General features: G+C 49.8%; 20 protein-coding genes. 11 read left to right on the forward strand and 9 right to left on the reverse strand.

Translation table 11 applies throughout. The features are described from left to right. Window position 1: 1 nt before the first annotated feature. Window positions 2-799: a bifunctional hydroxymethylpyrimidine kinase/phosphomethylpyrimidine kinase gene (locus GGR41_RS09410; protein WP_167661611.1), complete on the reverse strand. Its 798-nt coding sequence runs from the start codon at window positions 797-799 to the stop codon at window positions 2-4. Between the two features lie 150 nt (window positions 800-949). Between GGR41_RS09410 and GGR41_RS09415 the strand changes: the two genes are divergently transcribed. The 4 genes from GGR41_RS09415 to GGR41_RS09430 all read left to right on the forward strand — a co-directional run bounded on the left by GGR41_RS09415 (window position 950) and on the right by GGR41_RS09430 (window position 2,936). Further along, on the forward strand, window positions 950-1,114 hold the full coding sequence (locus GGR41_RS09415) for a rubredoxin (RefSeq protein ID WP_077733889.1): 165 nt from the start codon (window positions 950-952) through the stop codon (window positions 1,112-1,114). Between the two features lie 61 nt (window positions 1,115-1,175). Further along, window positions 1,176-1,772: a YqgE/AlgH family protein gene (locus tag GGR41_RS09420; RefSeq protein ID WP_077733888.1), complete on the forward strand. Its 597-nt coding sequence runs from the start codon at window positions 1,176-1,178 to the stop codon at window positions 1,770-1,772. Further along, a complete protein-coding gene (gene ruvX / locus GGR41_RS09425; RefSeq protein WP_077733887.1) occupies window positions 1,765-2,166 on the forward strand; it encodes a Holliday junction resolvase RuvX in 402 nt (133 codons plus the stop codon). The genes GGR41_RS09420 and ruvX overlap by 8 nt, the downstream gene beginning before the upstream one ends. Then, window positions 2,163-2,936 carry a lysophospholipid acyltransferase family protein gene (locus GGR41_RS09430; protein WP_167661612.1) on the forward strand — a complete coding sequence of 258 codons (774 nt, stop codon included), beginning with the start codon at window positions 2,163-2,165 and terminating at the stop codon, window positions 2,934-2,936. Before ruvX ends, GGR41_RS09430 begins: the two co-directional genes overlap by 4 nt. Here GGR41_RS09430 and GGR41_RS09435 read toward each other — a convergent pair. Genes GGR41_RS09435 through mpl form a run of 8 tightly spaced genes read right to left on the reverse strand, consistent with a single transcriptional unit; the run spans window position 2,891 to window position 11,228 of the window. Continuing rightward, the gene (locus tag GGR41_RS09435) at window positions 2,891-3,715 is read right to left on the reverse strand and encodes a symmetrical bis(5'-nucleosyl)-tetraphosphatase (RefSeq protein WP_167661613.1); all 825 of its coding nucleotides are present in this window, start codon (window positions 3,713-3,715) and stop codon (window positions 2,891-2,893) included. The genes GGR41_RS09430 and GGR41_RS09435 overlap by 46 nt on opposite strands. Further along, window positions 3,715-4,872 carry an LPS export ABC transporter permease LptG gene (gene lptG, locus GGR41_RS09440; RefSeq protein ID WP_167661614.1) on the reverse strand — a complete coding sequence of 386 codons (1,158 nt, stop codon included), beginning with the start codon at window positions 4,870-4,872 and terminating at the stop codon, window positions 3,715-3,717. The genes GGR41_RS09435 and lptG overlap by 1 nt, the downstream gene beginning before the upstream one ends. Before the next feature lie 11 nt (window positions 4,873-4,883). Next, the gene (gene mtgA / locus GGR41_RS09445) at window positions 4,884-5,582 is read right to left on the reverse strand and encodes a monofunctional biosynthetic peptidoglycan transglycosylase (RefSeq protein WP_167661615.1); all 699 of its coding nucleotides are present in this window, start codon (window positions 5,580-5,582) and stop codon (window positions 4,884-4,886) included. 29 nt (window positions 5,583-5,611) lie between these two features. Continuing rightward, the gene (gene aroE / locus GGR41_RS09450; RefSeq protein WP_167661616.1) at window positions 5,612-6,448 is read right to left on the reverse strand and encodes a shikimate dehydrogenase; all 837 of its coding nucleotides are present in this window, start codon (window positions 6,446-6,448) and stop codon (window positions 5,612-5,614) included. 5 nt (window positions 6,449-6,453) lie between these two features. After that, a complete protein-coding gene (locus tag GGR41_RS09455) occupies window positions 6,454-7,308 on the reverse strand; it encodes an energy transducer TonB (protein ID WP_167661617.1) in 855 nt (284 codons plus the stop codon). Window positions 7,309-7,312: 4 nt separating this feature from the next. Beyond that, window positions 7,313-9,229, reverse strand: a complete 1,917-nt coding sequence (locus GGR41_RS09460) for a ribonuclease catalytic domain-containing protein (RefSeq protein ID WP_167661618.1) — start codon at window positions 9,227-9,229, stop codon at window positions 7,313-7,315. A gap of 38 nt (window positions 9,230-9,267) precedes the next feature. After that, complete coding sequence (locus GGR41_RS09465) at window positions 9,268-9,846, reverse strand: YqiA/YcfP family alpha/beta fold hydrolase (RefSeq protein ID WP_167661619.1); 579 nt, start codon at window positions 9,844-9,846, stop codon at window positions 9,268-9,270. Next, complete coding sequence (gene mpl, locus GGR41_RS09470; protein ID WP_167661620.1) at window positions 9,843-11,228, reverse strand: UDP-N-acetylmuramate:L-alanyl-gamma-D-glutamyl-meso-diaminopimelate ligase; 1,386 nt, start codon at window positions 11,226-11,228, stop codon at window positions 9,843-9,845. The genes GGR41_RS09465 and mpl overlap by 4 nt, the downstream gene beginning before the upstream one ends. Window positions 11,229-11,341: 113 nt before the next feature. Here mpl and GGR41_RS09475 point away from each other — a divergent pair, with 113 nt between their 5' ends. The 7 genes from GGR41_RS09475 to GGR41_RS09505 all read left to right on the forward strand — a co-directional run bounded on the left by GGR41_RS09475 (window position 11,342) and on the right by GGR41_RS09505 (window position 17,263). Then, window positions 11,342-11,824 carry a TlpA family protein disulfide reductase gene (locus tag GGR41_RS09475; RefSeq protein ID WP_167661621.1) on the forward strand — a complete coding sequence of 161 codons (483 nt, stop codon included), beginning with the start codon at window positions 11,342-11,344 and terminating at the stop codon, window positions 11,822-11,824. A gap of 142 nt (window positions 11,825-11,966) precedes the next feature. Next, window positions 11,967-12,401: a type II 3-dehydroquinate dehydratase gene (aroQ, locus tag GGR41_RS09480; RefSeq protein ID WP_167661622.1), complete on the forward strand. Its 435-nt coding sequence runs from the start codon at window positions 11,967-11,969 to the stop codon at window positions 12,399-12,401. Between the two features lie 72 nt (window positions 12,402-12,473). After that, complete coding sequence (accB, locus tag GGR41_RS09485; RefSeq protein ID WP_077733877.1) at window positions 12,474-12,929, forward strand: acetyl-CoA carboxylase biotin carboxyl carrier protein; 456 nt, start codon at window positions 12,474-12,476, stop codon at window positions 12,927-12,929. Window positions 12,930-12,933: 4 nt separating this feature from the next. After that, entirely contained in the window at window positions 12,934-14,280 is a 1,347-nt protein-coding gene (gene accC, locus GGR41_RS09490; protein ID WP_167661623.1) for an acetyl-CoA carboxylase biotin carboxylase subunit, read from the forward strand. A gap of 64 nt (window positions 14,281-14,344) precedes the next feature. Further along, a complete protein-coding gene (gene prmA, locus GGR41_RS09495) occupies window positions 14,345-15,259 on the forward strand; it encodes a 50S ribosomal protein L11 methyltransferase (protein WP_167661624.1) in 915 nt (304 codons plus the stop codon). 21 nt (window positions 15,260-15,280) lie between these two features. Then, window positions 15,281-16,309, forward strand: coding sequence for a zinc-ribbon and DUF3426 domain-containing protein (locus GGR41_RS09500; RefSeq protein WP_167661625.1), 1,029 nt, complete (start codon window positions 15,281-15,283; stop codon window positions 16,307-16,309). A 12-nt stretch (window positions 16,310-16,321) separates the two neighbouring features. Beyond that, window positions 16,322-17,263, forward strand: a complete 942-nt coding sequence (locus GGR41_RS09505; RefSeq protein WP_167661626.1) for a carbohydrate kinase family protein — start codon at window positions 16,322-16,324, stop codon at window positions 17,261-17,263. The last annotated feature ends 15 nt before the right edge of the window (window positions 17,264-17,278 follow it).

Consider the following 17,278-nt stretch of genomic DNA (forward strand, 5'->3'; position numbering starts at 1 on the left):
GTTAGGATACGACGTGTCGTAGGATACGACTACCCATCCCGGCTTGAAATGCGTGCTCGGCGGCCTTATCTGTATAAATGATGGCGTTGGCACAAGCACTGCGAGTGTCTAGCCCTTGGGCTAAATACGCACTAATCAGTGTACTCAGTAGCCCTTCTGTGTCTTGAAGACGCGCAGGCGCTACAGGGCTTTGCCACTCGTGCAGTAAGCCGTCTTGGCTATAAAGCTGATGCGTCACATAGCCTGGGTCGGTAGCCGGCGAGGTGTAAAACACCGTCTCTGCACCGAAGTCTAGCAGACTGCTAATGGGGTTATCGGTTTCTGCGAGTAAGCCATCGGCTTGCCATTGTGCCAGTAAAGTATGATCTGCTACGACGACTTGGGTTTGCGGCAGCACAAGCTGAAAAATAGCATCAGCAATTTCATCGGTTTCAGCATCGTTACTAAGAATGTCCTCGTCGGGAATAGACTGCAGGTGTAAGACCAGCGGTAATTCCGTATAATCAGCAGCGATTTGTGCTAAAACACTGGCAGCGTCAATGGAATACAATGGACCTGCCTTGATGCTGTGGACGCTCATGTCTTCGAGCAGACAGCGCATCTGGTCATACATGACGTCGGGTGCGCTGAGTGTGATCAGTTCGGTATGGGTCGTGTCTTGCACATGAGTTGCCGTTACAATGCTTAGCGCATGGCAGCCCACGGCAGCACAGCTGACAGCATCAGCAGGTAAATACATAGAGCCAGTAGGATCTAACGGAGCAAAAACCAAGACTACAGGCGGTGGGGTTGCGGTCATAGCGGCAGTGTCAAAGAAAAAATGCGAGACAATATGTCGTAAATGGATAAATGAACAGGTGTTAAATTCTGTTTATTTTCAGTAATATCAACCCATTTTAATAGATTGCTCGCCCTAAAGGGCAATCGTGGTTTTTTTAGTGAGTATTTTATGAGTACATGGATGTGTTTAATTTGTGGTTGGATCTATGACGAGGAAGCAGGTTTGCCCGAAGAAGGCATTGCTCCTGGTACAAAATGGGAAGACGTGCCGCCTAACTGGGTCTGTCCAGAATGCGGTGCACGTAAAGAAGATTTTGAAATGATCGAGGTATAACCCGAAGCCATGTCTCTAGTGATTGGGTTCCCACTTTGCCTAACAACTCAAGGAGATTCTGATGACTACACTTACCCCTAACGCATCCCAAGCCCCGCGAGTTGACTTTACCAATCAGTTATTGATTGCCATGCCGGGCATGGTGGGTGGAAGTTTAGCGGATACGGTTATTTATATCTGCGAACACAACGAGCAGGGCGCATTGGGCGTTGTGATCAACCGCCCTACCGATCTCACTCTAGGGGATCTATTGCAGCGTATTGATTTAGACCTGTCCTTAGAAATAGGGGTGCGCCAAAATGCGCCCGTGTTCTTTGGCGGTCCAGTACAAACGGATCGTGGCTTTGTGTTGCATACACCCGTTGGCGATTACAGCTCAAGCATTAGTATGGGCTCCGAGGTGGCGCTAACGACATCACGCGATGTGCTCCAAGAGGTAGCGATTGGTAGTGGTCCAGATCAATTATTGGTCACTTTGGGCTACGCAGGGTGGTCAGCCGGGCAGCTCGAAGAGGAAATGGCTGGTGGGGCTTGGCTTCATGTCGATGCTAATCTCGACATTTTATTCTCTACGCCTGCCGCCGAGCGTTATCAGGCTGCCTTAGGCCAATTAGGGATTGATCCCATTATGCTGACCGGAGCCTCCGGTCATGCCTGATGCAGATCACACCTTGCTTTGCTTTGATTACGGCTTAAAAAAGATTGGGGTGGCGATTGGCAACACTTTAACCGGTCTGGCACGTCCCTTGACTATTTTACGACCTGTGACCAAAGCAGAGCGCTTTACTCAAATCGAAGCCTTACTTAACGAGTGGCAGCCCGATGCGCTAGTTGTGGGCTTGCCTTTGACGCTGACAGGCGAAGAACAATATGCCTCGTTACGCTGTCGCCGTTTTGCTAATCAGCTGCACGGCCGTTACGCGCTAACAGTGCATTTAGTGGATGAGCGCGGCTCTAGTCTCGAGGCACAAGCGCTATTGGCCAATAATGACGATGATGATGCCGTTGCGGCAGCCGTGATCTTACAACGTTGGCTAGATCACCACGAATGAGAAGCCTGCTTCGTTTTAGTTGGCGTGCGCTAGCGCTGAGTCTATGGGTGCTTTTAGGGCTAGTGATTTTGGGCTTGCTATTTCCTCTGTGGACGCAAGCGCGTCGTCAAACTGTTCATGCATGGTGGTCTAAGTGGTTACTCGTGTGGTGCGGTGTACAGGTTGACTATATGGGCCAGCCCGAGCTTCATCAACCCATCTTGTTTGTTATAAACCATGTGTCTTGGTTAGATATTTTTGTTGTTAACCAAAAACGTGCCACTTCTTTTATTGCTAAAAGTGACATACGAAGCTGGCCCTTTGTGGGGTGGTTAGTCACAGGGGCTGGCACGCTCTATATAGAACGGGGCCAGCGTCATGCAATCAAACACGTAGCAGCACAAATGCAACAGCGCTTTGCGCAGCAACAGGCAGTCGGCCTATTTCCCGAGGGCACAACCTCTGACGGCTTCACCGTCAGGCCTTTTCACGCCAGCTTATTTGAAACGGCTCTTAGAACCCAAGTTGATATTCAACCCGTCGCTTTGCGCTTTTTTGATGGGAATCACCGTAGTGATCGGGTTGCCTTTGTGGGTGAGCAAAGTTTATGGCGCAACGGCTGGTTGTTATTATCGCAGCCAGGCGTGCGCATCGAATGTGTGTTTTTGCCGCCACTGCGCCATACGCAGAATCAAGCGCAAGGCCGAGCCGCCACCGCGCAGCAGGCCTATGATTTGTTATTGGCTCAGGTCGAAAAAGGGCTTAATGCGCCATCTCGATTTTCTACTTGAACCAATTTGCGATCACGCAAACGCATCGCCGTTAATTGCCCGCCCCAGAGGCAACCCGTGTCAAGCCCGACCACGTCGGCTTGCATATATAAGCCTAACGTCGACCAATGACCAAAGACCACAGGGGTTTCAATGCAACGTGCTGGCATCGCAAACCAAGGTGTTAGGTCAGTGGTATTGGGGGCGCCAGAGTATTTACTTAGCCCGCCATGCGCATCAAAGAAACGCAAGCGTGTCAGAATATTCACGACTAAACGCTCTGTATCTGTATCAGACAAATCAGTACGCCACTGGTTGGGCTCATTTCCAAATAAGGTCTGAATATGCTGCTGCCAATCGGGGGCTTGTAAGCGCTGCTCGATACGTTTAGCTAAGGCTAAGGTTTGGTTAAGCGTCCACGTGGGATGCAACCCCGCATGCACAATGACATGCCCCACTTGGTGCAAGGCTAAAGGTTGATGCCGTAACCAGTCAATTAACGCGGGCCCAGAAGGCGATTCAAGAATAGGGGTTAAGGTGTCGTGAGTGCCCTGTTTACGTACCCCAGCGGCAACGGCTAGCAGGTGAATATCATGATTACCTAGAACCACTTGAGCGCGGTCACCTAAGTCATGAACGAGTGTGAGCACCTCGAGTGAACCTGGCCCACGGTTGACCAGATCCCCAACAAAAATATAGTGCGCATCAGGCTGTTGTAGCTCGGGTTGAGCGAGCAGGTGCTGCAAACTGCGAATGCAGCCTTGGACATCGCCAATAACCCAGTAGTCAGGCGTGGACATTAGGCCTCCCTATGAAAATGGCGTGCCCAGCGGTGGGCGTTTTCAATGATCAGCAAGGCCCCAAGCGCCACAATTAACGCAAAAACGCTAGGCAATAGTGCCGTGAGCCAAGGCTGCCAGTTAGTCAGCATGCCCAGGTTGAGGGCGAGCTGGTTTGCCATAAAAAAACCTACCCCAATTAAAATACCCAAAAAGATTTTAGTCCCTACACCGCCATGGCGTGTCTGCATAAAGCTAATGGGCGCGGCAATGGTAATCATCACTAACAAGGTAAAGGGGTAAGCCAACTTACGCCATAGTGCTACGGTTTGCCGTTCCGTTTCCAGTTGATTGGCTTTTAAGTACGCAATGTAGTCAATAAGATCTGTGGCGGCCATGCGCTCTGGTGTCAACACGCGCACTAAAAGACGTTCTGCGCTTAAACTGGTTTCTAGTTCAAGTTGATCCGTATGTTCAAGGGTGATGATGGGGGCAGAAGGAGTTGTGCCGGCTTCTAGGGCTTGGAGCGCATCGGGGTTGATAACAGACCGTTGCACTTCCTTAAGCAATAGGTGGTTGGGTGTGAATTCGCCCATGGCCGCTTGGGTATAGCTTTGTAAATGTTGGTCGGCATCAAACTCGTAGACGTGCACTTGCTCTACCTGAGACGTGCCTCGTAAGTGCGTAATATTAATAAGACGCGTTTGATCATTAGCCCCATTTTCTTTAAACCAATAGCCGCTATTTAAACGGCCACCGCCTGCCTTGCCCAACAGTTTTAGACTGCTTTCACTGGCTTGGATTTCAGCGCGTGGTGTGATGTATTCAGAAAGTACAAGCGCCCCTATCATTAAAGGTATGGTGATGATCCATAGGCTGACTAAAAGCTGTAAACCACTGACGCCTGATACACGTAAAATAACCAGTTCGTTACGTTGCGCTAAACCTGCTAAAGCCAGTACGGCGCCGATTAATAGACCAATCGGTAGTAACTCGTAAAGTTGGGTAGGTAGGTTAAGTAATTGTAAATACAATAAACTGCCCAAGCTTAGGCTGGCACTGAGTTTATCTAGCTCTTCGATTAGGTTAAAAAAGCTAAACAAGCCTAATAAGGCCAACAGCACAACAGCGCTAGAGCGATAAATTTCAGTGGCTAAGTAGCGACGAGCAAGGCGCATAAATGTAAATATTAAGGGGCATTCACCAAACGCATGCGCTGCACAATGGTATGAGTACGGCGCTGTAAGTACGAGGTGTTGCCTTTTTTGTCATAAAAAACAGGGTTAGGCAGCATGGCTGCAAGACGAGCGGCTTGGGCAGGGCTGAGTTGCTTAGCGGAGCGCTTAAAATAGCGCTGTGCAGCGGCTTGAGCCCCAAACTCGGAACTACCCCACTGCGCCACATTTAAATATAACTCGAGAATACGTTGTTTAGACATGACTTGCTCAAGCATAACGCTAATAATAAGTTCTTGGCCTTTACGTGTGTAACTGCGTTTATTGGATAAAAATAAGTTTTTTGCAAGTTGCTGCGTAATGGTTGACCCCCCACGGCGTCGCTCTGAGCCTTGCGCAGCTTGCTGTTGATTGTAATGCCACGCTTTACGAATGGCTTCCCATTCCACGCCCCTGTGGACGAGAAAATTGGCGTCCTCTGAGCTGATGACAGCTCGTTTTAAGTTCGAGCTGATCTGATCGTAATCGAGCCACGTGTACTGCAGCTGGGCATCTGGATTTTCTCGTTTGAGGTCTCTTAAGGTTTCGCGCATGACAGCAGTGGAGCTGGGGTTATAAAAGTTAAACCACACCACACGCACCAAAAAGCTGAACTGATACAAAAAAACGAGCAGCAGACTCACCGCGATGACGATGAGTACGCGCTTGAACATGTGGGGAGCTTGCCGTTTTATAGCCACTGTTAGCGTAAGCTAGCCAGCACTGGCTCTAACTCGGGTTCGTATCCATGCCAAATAAAAAAACTAGCGGCCGCTTGACCCACGAGCATGCCAAGTCCATCAGCACAGTGGCTCGCGCCAGCTTGTTGGCATTGCTGTAGGAATGGGGTGGGCTCATTGCCATAAACCATATCGTACGCCAACCCATTGTCGCTAAACACAGGAGCTGTGTGCAGTGGACTTTGTTGGTGTAGGCCACTGGAAGTGGCGTTAATGACAATATCCCAAGTGCCTTCGATGTGGTTCAAGTCGCCGCTATCGATACGCGTGGTCGTCGCCAATGGCTCGGGTTGTGCGGCCAGCTCATGCACGACATCTAGCGCTTTTTGCGTTGTGCGATTAATGATGCGTAAGTGAGAGGGCTGTGCTGAAAGTAAGGGAAGCACTACACCGCGTGCTGCGCCGCCAGCCCCTATTAATAAGATGCGTTTATTTTTTGGGTCAAACCCTAAGCGAATTAAATCGTTAAGCAAGCCAACACCGTCGGTATTGCAGCCATGCAAGACATGGTTGTCCATCCAAAGGGTATTGACTGCGCCGGCTAACTCGGCACGGGGGCTGCGCACCTGCGCCATGGAAAAGGCAAGCTCTTTAAAGGGAACGGTAATGTTTAGCCCCTTACCACCTTGGGCAAAAAAACCGCGTACATGATCACTAAAATCATTGGGATCCGCCAAAATACGATCATAATGCAACGCTAAATCACATTGCTTTGCAAAAGCCTGATGAATTTCAGGGGAGCGACTATGGGCGATAGGGTTGCCTACCACAGCGCAACGAATAAGTGTATTGGAAGTCATAGTAGTCAGTCGGTTTTTAAATTGCCTTTGGTGAAACGCCAGCTTCGCGTGATCGCTAAAATATCGGTTTGAGCACGCATTTCAGCAGAAAAAGCAGGGTAAGGGGCCGCTAATCGTACTATACGTTGAGCAGCGACGTTAAATATTGGGTTTTGTGCAGGCTGGTGAATGTCTATTTTGACTAGATTGCCTGTTTGATCAATGTACACCGTCATTTGCAAGGCGTCAGATAACTGGCCTTTGGCTTGGTCGGGGTAGTGTTCTGTACCCAAGTGTTCTATTTTGGCACGCCAAGCTTCGACGTAGGCGGCAAAAGCAGAAGCCTTAGCGGATGGCGCTTCAAAGTGAACCCGCGGTTTGGCATTGTACTGATTCAGCTTATCTTTTAACGCATGAAGCTCAAGAGCTAGCTGCAATTGCTCGGTCGATGGCTCTTGGTCGAATTCAGCATTTGGACTTTGGTCGGCCTTAGGAATGGCCTGTTGCGCTTGCCATTCCGCCTCGAGCTGCATCAGACGTTGCTGCTGCTCTGCTTCGGCTTGGCGTAGACGCTCTTGCAAAGCATGCAGCACTAGTGAGTCAGGGCTAGGCACCGCTTGACCCGTAAAAGGGGCAGAGGTGACTTGATCGTCGTCGGCGCTGCCGCCACCTACCGCATGCCACTGCGCCAATAGCACAGCTTCAAGGTCTGTGGCCTCGGTTTGGTAATTAATTAAGGTAATTTCTGGTTCGAGGGTTTCAGAACGAACAGTAGGCGCCTCAGGCCAAAAATACACCAGAGCAAGCCCGTGCAGCAGCAGTGATAAAAACACCGCTAGCCACAAGTGATCGTTACGAGATAAAAAACGGGGCTTGCTCATGGGATTAAACGCTTGGGCTGGTGGCTTCCTCGTTAGGGGTCACAACGTCTCGGAGGCGAGCCTCTATAGTTAGCTCTAGTTCATTAAAACTCAAGAGGTCAATAATAAGTTTTTGGCCGCGCTCAAATTCGCCGATGCCGGGTAAGCGCATCACAAAAGGAGCCAGGTCAAAACGGACCAGATCCTCTTTGATAAGCGTCACTGGCATTTGAGTAATGCCTTGTTGTTGCAACCAACGTAGCACCCAATAGCGCTCAATTTGATTTTGGAAATCATTCCATGTGCTGTACTGAGCTTCAAAAGCACTAATGATACTGTACAGATCGGACTCTTTAGGCTTGAAGGGCGCAACCAACCGCGCAGACACCCCATGTTCGGCAGCAGCAAGGATTTGCCATTGATTCACTAAGTCCACATAGCGGCGCAAAGGAGAGGTAGACCAAGCGTACTGAGGCACCCCAATGCTGTCGTGGGGCAAGGCGTGAGTCGACATGCGGGTACGCATATTTTGTTGTGAGCGATAAATGCCCGGCACATCGTGTTGAGCTAATAACCCGCCCCAGATGTTATTGGCCAAGATCATCATTTCTGCTGTGATCAGGCCCACAGGGGCATTGCGTACGCGTGGAATTAAGCTCACGATGCTATCCGGGTCATCGGGCGCTCCGGCGAGCTCGAACAAAAACTCAACACGATTATTATTTTCTGGCTTGCCGCGCACCTGTTCACGTTGTTGGCTTAAAAATTGGCTGACCTGCCACAAAGGGCGTAACCAACCCCCATAGGGCAATGCGATGCTTGGGTCATTGAGCGCTTCTACTGTGACGAATGGATCAAGCTGATGTTGACGTAGATTTTCTTTGACACAAATACGCTCTAGGACGGTACGCGTGTGTGTAATGGTTTGGGATTGCAGATCGACATCAACATATAGGGATAAGGCAGGACGCTCGATGCCCTCGTCTAAGGAAAAAGCACGGATGACGGCTTCGGGCAACATGGGAACTTTCTGCCCAGGGGTGTATAAGGTGGATAAGCGCTTACGTGCAATCGCGTCGAGTTCATTGTCACGCTGTACGGCTAAACCCGGCGTGGCAATATGCACACCTACCCGCCACTGATGCGGAGCAAGCTCTTGGATAGATAAGGCATCATCGATTTCTGTAGTGCCTGCATCATCAATGGAGTAGGCCGTGACGGCAGCAACCGGTAAATCAGTACCCCACTCAGTGCCTAACTCAATATCTGGAAAATCCGTACCGCGGGGGAAATGCTGCGAGAAAAACCGATGGCGGTGCAAAGCCAAGGGACTGGACCATGCATTGAGATCCAGTAATAGCTGTTCAGGGCTGCAGTTAAGCTCTTTCACAGCGGCGTCAAAGGCTTTCCATTCGAGGCTGTTTTTATCCGGATTGCTTAATAAACTATTGGCAGCAGCGGCAATTGGGGCCGGCAGTTCGCCAGCTATCATGGCCGCGGTCCATTGTTCTTGCTGTGCGGCTTGTTCACGCTTTTTTTCTATCGCCGCTAAGGCCGCCTCGAGGATTTCAGGTGGTGCACTACGATACAGTCCTTTACCTCGACGGTGAAAGTATGCAGGCGCCCCGTGTAACGCTAGAATCAAGGCCGTCTTTTCTACTGCGCTAGGCGGATGTCCAAAGTAATCCTCAGCAAAATCCACCGCGTTGAACTCGTCCTGAGGGGCACATTCCCATAAGAACTGAATATCCAGGTCGGCAGCGAGCTGTTCGGCTTGCTCTAACAAAGCAGCCGGCTCTGGTTGCGCGAATTCGAAAAACACGTTGTTTTTACGAATTTTGCTGCGTTTTCCTGTTGCGGATTCAACCTGCATGGTGGTGTCTGCATCAGAAAATATTTTTTCAGCTTTAAATTTACCGCTGTCTTCAAAAAGGACGTACATAAGAGTTCTTGAGGTAAAACAAATAATGAGAGGTGGGCTTAGGCGTTAATAAAGTGTAAAACAGGCGCTAGATAAAGTTCAAAATCGGCCATGCCGTGATCGCTACCAAAAATAAGCAAACCTTGGCTGCCTTCATAAAATGCCACCATTTCGTGGCTATTTAGCACTTCGTCATCCCGAGACGCGATTAAAAAATAGCGCTGCGGTTGAGTGCAGGAAGAAGGGGCCATGGCGTGTAGCTCGTCGACATACTCAGGTAGAAATTCGAAGGGCTGATCTGAATGATACATGGTGTGTGAACCGACTTGGGTAGCCAGGTCGCGAGCAGCGTGCACAGCAGGATTAAGCACCACGGCTTTACACTGCCATTGCTCTGCTAAAACATGGGCATAATACCCCCCTAGCGATGAGCCAATAATAACGAGCTCAGTAGAGGGATCATTAAGCTGGGCAGCTTGAATGAGTTCATTACATAGCGCAATGGCGGCAGCGGGGCTGGCGGGCAATTGCGGGCAGCACCACCGCGAGGCTAACTGATGCTCAGCCACGACACGCTCAAGCACTTGTGCTTTAAATGAACGGGGCGATGACTTAAAGCCATGCAAATACAGAATCATGCGTGCTCCACATTAAAGCGTTGGGCTAAGCCACGTAAAATATGCTCGTGAATGCCCCCAAAGCTACCATTGCTCATGACGACAATGTGATCATTAGGCTGAGCAAATTGCACAATGGCTTGGGTGAGCTCAGTGAGGTCATCTTTAATCGTGATGGCCTCGGCTAAGGGGGCAAAGGTGCGTTGGGCATCCCACGTCAGAGCATGTTTGCCACTGGGTTCACTGTAGCAGAAAGTGTGGTGTGCTTGGCGTAATGCTTCGGGCAAGCGAGCGGCCATCGCACCCATTTTCATGGTGTTTGAGCGCGGCTCCAGCACGGCTAGGATGCGCTCGTTTTGGGGTAAATGTTTAGCTAGCCCCTCTAAGGTCAAGGCAATTGCCGTCGGGTGATGCGCAAAATCATCATAAACGTGAATACCTGCACGCGTACCGCGTAGCTCCATGCGTCGTTTAATGCCTTTAAAGGCACTGAGCGCAGCACAACTCTGCGCTGGGGTAACTCCTACATGCTGAGCCGCCGCAATCGCGGCCAAAGCGTTTAAGCGATTGTGTTCACCGCTTAGGCCCCAGTGAATATCACCCTGGTGGGTGCTTTGATAGTAAACAGAGAGCTGTCCGGGTGCGTTTTGGGTAGCATGCCAACCCGAGGAGTCTTCTAGGGTTTGCACGGGCGTCCAACAACCGCGCTCTAGTACGCGATCTAAAGCGTCTGCGTGATGAGGACGAATCACCAGGCCATTGGCGGGAATAGTACGAACGAGGTGGTGAAACTGGGTTTCTATGGCGGTTAAATCGGCAAAAATATCAGCGTGATCAAACTCTAGGTTGTTCAAAATAGCAGTACGGGGGCGGTAATGCACAAATTTGGAACGCTTATCAAAAAAAGCCGTGTCGTATTCATCAGCCTCGATAACAAATAAAGAGTGCTCGGCATTAAATCGTGCCGACACGCCTAGATCCGGTGCGACGCCACCAATTAAAAAGTTAGGTTGGCGTTGGTTGTATTCCAAGATCCAAGCTAGCATTGAGCTGGTAGAGGTTTTACCATGCGTACCGGCTACGGCTAACACATGTTGGGAGCGCAAAATGGATTCACCCAACCACTGGGGGCCAGACGTGTAAGGTAGCCCTTGGTCCAAAATGGCTTCCATCAAGGGATTCCCACGGCTAACCACATTGCCGACGACAAATAAATCGGGCTTCAGCGCTAGTTGCTCTACTCCGTAGCCCTCGATGAGCTCAATACCTTGCTCCTCAAGCTGAGTGCTCATAGGAGGGTAAACACCGGTATCACACCCGGTAACGGTATGACCGGCCGCCCGGGCAATGAGGGCGAGCCCGCCCATAAATGTTCCACAAATACCTAAGATATGAATGTGCATAAATCCTCCAGTTGCCCTCATTTTAGACAAGATTTGCGTTCATGCTGCAAAAAAGGAACCATTTGCGCATGGTAGGCTTCTAAAATAAAGAGTCATTGCACAAAGAGGAAAGAATGAAATTGCGTCAAATGGGGTTAGCGGGCTTATTTGGGCTGATAGGTTGGGTTGGCTCAGCGTGGGCCGAACCCCAAGTGTTTGCCATTGAAGCCGACGACTTAACAGGGCAAACTATAAATCTCGCCCCTTACCAAGGCAAAGCGTTAGTGCTTAATTTCTGGGCGACATGGTGTCCGCCATGTGTCAAAGAAATGCCCGAGCTCGAGGCTCTGAGTCAGGCGCATCCCGAGGTGCAATTTGTGGGCTTAGCCATTGATACGCAGCGTAACGTTAAACGTTTTCTAGAAAAAGTACCGGTTAACTACGCCATTTATGTCACCGGACATCGTGGGGTGCAAATCATGAAGAATTTAGGTAACAAGGCCGGTGGCATTCCCTTTACTCTGGTTTTGAATGCTGATGGCTCAATCGCCGAACAGGTGTTGGGGCAAATCGATTCTGCTCAACTTGATCAAATTTTAATCAAGTTGAAAAATTAAGTGTGGGTAACAGCAATAGCGTCTATTTTCGATTAAACTAAGTCACCTTATGCCTTATTTTATTGCGAAGCGCCTTGTTTTTATGGACAAACAGGGCGTTTTGGCGTAAAAAGGCGGTCTAGAATCATAATTTTATTTAGCAATGGCACGTAACATTCTGGTTATACATGGCCCTAACTTGAACTTGCTTGGTACGCGCGAGCCTCATATTTATGGTGCGCAGACACTCGATGATGTAAATCAGCATTTAGTGCAACTGGCTACCCAGCTGAAAGTGAAATGTGATACCTATCAAAACAACTCTGAGGGGAAGCTCGTGGATAGAATTCACGCCGCAGCCCAAGAGCAGGTTGATTACATTATCATCAACGCCGGCGCCTATACCCATACCAGTGTTGCTATTCGTGATGCGCTCGCGGGCGTCGCTATCCCTTTCATCGAAGTACATCTTTCCAATGTGCATCGTCGAGAGCCCTTTCGTCATCATTCGTATTTGTCTGATATAGCGCAAGGGGTGGTGGTAGGACTAGGCGCTTACGGCTATGAAGTAGCATTACGTTACGCCGTCGCTGCTTAATTTTTATCCAATTTTAACAACACCCAAGCCCGTATTTATTTAAAGACGGCAGCGGTGTGGCAGGAAACATGCATGGATCTGAGAAAACTTAAAACCTTAATTGACCTCGTCGCAGAGTCTGATATTTCTGAACTCGAAGTCACCGAGGGGGATGGCAAGGTCAGAATTGTTAAGTCGGCACCTGCTGCACCTCAACAAATGGTATATGCCGCAGCTCCCGTTGGCACTGCACCTGCCGCTGCTCCCGTAGCGGCTGCTGCCCCCGCAGCAGAGGAAACCCCTGCAGTGCCAAATGGCCATGTGGTGACAGCCCCCATGGTAGGTACTTTCTATCGTGCTCCTAATCCGGGCGCGGCTCCGTTTGTAGAGGTAGGCCAAAGCGTTGCCGAAGGCGATGCGCTATGTATTATCGAAGCGATGAAGCTGCTAAACGAAATCGAAGCAGATAAAGCGGGCGTCATCAAAGAAATTCTTGTTGAAAATGGCGCTCCCGTTGAATACGGTCAGCCTTTGTTTGTGATTGGCTAATTTCATGTTTGAAAAGATCCTTATCGCTAACCGGGGAGAAATTGCCCTACGCATCCAGCGCGCTTGTCGCGAAATGGGTATTAAAACCGTAGTCGTGCATTCCGAGGCAGATCGCGACGCTAAATACGTACGTTTGGCTGACGAGTCCGTCTGCATCGGTCCTGCCAATCCCCGTGAAAGTTACTTAAATATGCCTGCTATTATCGCAGCCGCCGAAGTCACCGATGCCGAGGCTATTCACCCTGGCTACGGGTTCTTGGCGGAAAATGCGGATTTTGCAGATCGTGTCGAAAAAAGTGGTTTTGTGTTTATCGGGCCTCGCGCCGAGACCATTCGCCTCATGGGCGATAAGGTCACCGCTAAAAAAACCATGATCGAAGCGGGGGTGCCAGTGGTGCCAGGGTCAGCCGGTGCACTGCCTGATAATCCCGAGGAAATTCTTCAAATTGCACGCGATGTTGGCTACCCCGTTATTGTGAAAGCATCGGGTGGCGGTGGCGGTCGAGGCATGCGCGTGGTGTATGCCGAAGGTGCGTTGCTTAATGCCGTGGCCATGACGCGTGCCGAGGCAGAGGTGGCTTTTGGCAACCCAGACCTCTACATGGAAAAATACCTCCAAAACCCCCGTCACATTGAAATTCAGGTTTTAGCGGATGGCGATCGTCACGCTGTATGGCTAGGCGAACGCGATTGCTCTATGCAACGTCGCCACCAAAAGGTCATCGAAGAAGCCCCCGCGCCAGGTATCCCCCGTAAGCAGCTCGATCGTATTGGCGAGCGTTGTGTCGAGGCATGTCGCAAACTCAAATACCGCGGTGCAGGTACTTTCGAGTTCTTATATGAAAACGGCGAGTTTTATTTCATTGAAATGAACACCCGTATTCAGGTGGAACACACCATTACCGAAATGATCACCGGTATCGACTTGATTCAACAGCAAATTCTTATTGCTGCGGGCGAAAAGTTCACGTTGCGTCAAAAAGACATTGAGTTCCGAGGTCATTCTATCGAATGCCGTATTAACGCCGAAGACCCCTATAAATTTATTCCTAGTCCTGGCTTGGTGTCGAAATGGCATACGCCTGGTGGTCCTGGGGTACGTATTGATTCCCATGTGTTTGCCGGCTATGTGGTGCCATCGAATTACGACTCCATGATTGGTAAACTCATCACCTACGGTGCGACCCGCGAGCAAGCCATTGCACGTATGGATATTGCCTTGTCAGAAATGGTGGTCGAGGGCATTAACACCAATGTCTTGCTGCACCGCGAGCTTATGCAAGATGCCGTATTCAAAGAAGGCGGTTTCAGTATTCACTATCTGGAAGAAAAACTTGCAAAACGCCCTTAAGCGTTAAGTCACGGTAAAATAAAAAGCAGGGGGGAACCTCTGCTTTTATTTTTTGGAAATCACTATGCGTGAAATTGTATTTTTATGTGCTGAGCAACAAGCTGAGCACTTATCCGATGTGTTGTTAGATTTGGGTGTGTTGTCGGTGTCAGTCGAGGATGCAAATGAAAACACAGAGCAAGAGCGCCCTTTGTACGGCGAGCCAGGGCTAGAACCTGAAGTCTTAGCCTGGGATCGTAATCGGGTTGTGGCCTTATTGCCTGAACAGATGCAGCCAGAGCAGTTGGTTCAAGACTTACGAGACCAACAACTCATTACCCTAGAGGATACGGATTGGTCTGTGCGCGAGGTACCCGATAACGATTGGGTACGTTTAACACAGTCTCAGTTTGGCCCGATTGAGGTCGGCCACAAAGTGCTGATTGTTCCTAGTTGGCATGCCGAGGATGACATCATTCATCAAGCCCACGATCAAAACAAAGTGTGCATTCAATTAGATCCGGGCTTGGCCTTTGGTACAGGTAGTCACCCCACAACGCACTTATGCTTAGAGTGGTTGGCCGACCATTTGCAAGCAGGGCAAACCGTGTTGGATTACGGTTGCGGTTCAGGTATTTTAGCTATTGCTGCGCAAAAACTCGGCTCAGCACGTACCGATGCGGTCGACGTAGACGAGCAAGCCGTGTTGTCAACACGTTCTAATGCCACCAATAACCAGGTTTCAGTCAATGCGTTATTACCAAATCAATTAAGCGAAGGCCAGTACGATGTGGTGGTAGCCAATATTCTTTCTAATCCACTGAAAATGCTCGCCCCGATGCTAGCGGCCCGAGTAAAATCAGGTGGGTATTTGGTGTTGGCGGGCATTTTTGAATGGCAAATCGACGAAATGCGCGATGCGTACAGCGACTACTTAAGCCTACAGCCTTGGCGAGACCGTGAAGGTTGGGTTTGCTTAGTTGCTCATAAAACTAACTAATCCAGCTCCTAGGTGAATGTGATGATTGAGCTAACGACCCAGTGTCCTCAATGTCAGCATCAGTTCGATGTGACCTTAGAGCAGTTGCAGCAACGCAAAGGCTTGCTGCGTTGCCCTCGTTGTGCGCAAATTTTTGATGCCTATGAATGTGCTGTGGCTAAAGCTCAAACAGCGCCTTCTGTGTCTTCCATTACTGAACCGGTTATTCCGGCTCCAACGCCTAGCCCTACACCTGGTTCATCAAAACCCCCCTCATTTTCTATTTCTGCTGCTACGAGTGACAGTGAAAGTGAGTCTCAATCACATTTTATTAGCCAGCCTGTCTCTGCACCGATTGCAGAAGGGCCACAGATAAAAACCCGAGCGCAAACGGCGGCGGCTATACGTAGCTCACAACCTATTCAAAGTGCGGCCGAGTCCGATGAGGACATACGCGTTTATTTAAACCGAGACGGACGTTCAGAGCCGCGTTGGCAAGTGCAACCTGATACGACTGTACCCCATTTTTCTGCTGAGCCACGTCGGGTTGTGGCCCTAGACGAGTCTTCCAGCACCGATTACGGGTGGTCGCGTCCTCTTTGGGTTTTGTTGGTGTGGGTGCTCGTGGTGATGACAGCGCTGCAATTGTTGTATGTGTATCGTGCCCAAATAGCCAATACCGTTAGTTTTACGCGGCCTGTATTGCAACGGTTATGTGATGGTCTTGGGTGTAGCATTCCTTATATGCGAACCGTAGAGGCCATAGAAATTAGACAGTCTTCGTTGCAACAACAGCCTAATTTTGAACAAAAAGGGCAATACGCGTATTTATTGCAATTACAGCTTAAAAATACCTTGGCGTGGGCCCAAGAGTGGCCGACATTGGTTGTCAGTTTTACGGATGCGTCGGCGGCGGCGTTGGCCACCTTGCCCATCGAGCCCCAGCAGTATTTAGCCCCAAGCCAGCGTCAGCGCCCCTTTGAGCCAGGTGCACAGCTGACGATTCGTCTGCCGGTATTATTACCCAATAAAAAAATCAACGGTTTTACCGTAGAGAAATACTATCCCTAAAAAGGTGTTTTCATGTCTAAACGTATTTTAGTCTGTGGTTCGGTTGCCTTTGACTATATTGCAGTCTTTGAGGGTAATTTCAAAGACCACATTCTAATCGATAAAGAACGCTCGCTAAGCGTGTCTTTTTTTACGCCGTCACTTAATAAGTTTTATGGGGGCTGTGCGGGAAATATTGCCTACAACCTCAACCTGTTGGGTAGTCATGCTGTACCCGTCGTGACGCTAGGCAGTGACGGCACGGATTATCTCCAGCGCTTTCACGAGCTAGGTATTGATACCAGCGCCGTCAAGGTGCTTGACGATTACTTGTCAGCACAATGCTTTATCACGACCGATCTTGAAAGTAATCAGGTCACTTCTTTTCACCCTGGCGCCATGATTAAATCCGCGGACAACGACATTTCGGGTATGGAGGCGGTGTATGGCATTGTGGCGCCGGATGCAAAAGAAGCCATGTTTGCGCATGCCGAGCGCTTGCATGCTCAAGGCATTCCGTTTATTTTTGACTTAGGTCAGGCTATGCCGTTATTTGAAAAAGAAGACTTAGAGCGCATGATTGACATGTGCACGATTCTGACCTCAAATGACTACGAGGCCAGCGTAATCAGTCAACGCGTTGGCGCCGACCTTTCAAGCTTGGCAGCTCAAGTGCAAGCGTTGATTGTCACCGAAGGTGAAAAAGGGGCCACCCTTTATACCGACGGGCAAACGCATTCCATCGCCGCCTTACCCGCCGCCGAAGTGGTGGATCCCACTGGCTGCGGTGATGCGCACCGCGCTGGGTTGTTACACGGCCTTACACAAGGATGGTCAATTTACGAGTCTGCGTGTTTAGGAAGCGTGATGGGTGGGATTAAAATTGCGTATCAGGGTACGCAAACTCACGCCCCCACAAAACAAGATATTCAGCAGCTGCTAGCAAAACATTATGGTGTAAACAAAACCATTTAATGGTGGTGTAGGCTG

Source organism: Paenalcaligenes hominis, from assembly GCF_011927625.1.
Classification (GTDB): domain Bacteria; phylum Pseudomonadota; class Gammaproteobacteria; order Burkholderiales; family Burkholderiaceae_B; genus Paenalcaligenes; species Paenalcaligenes hominis.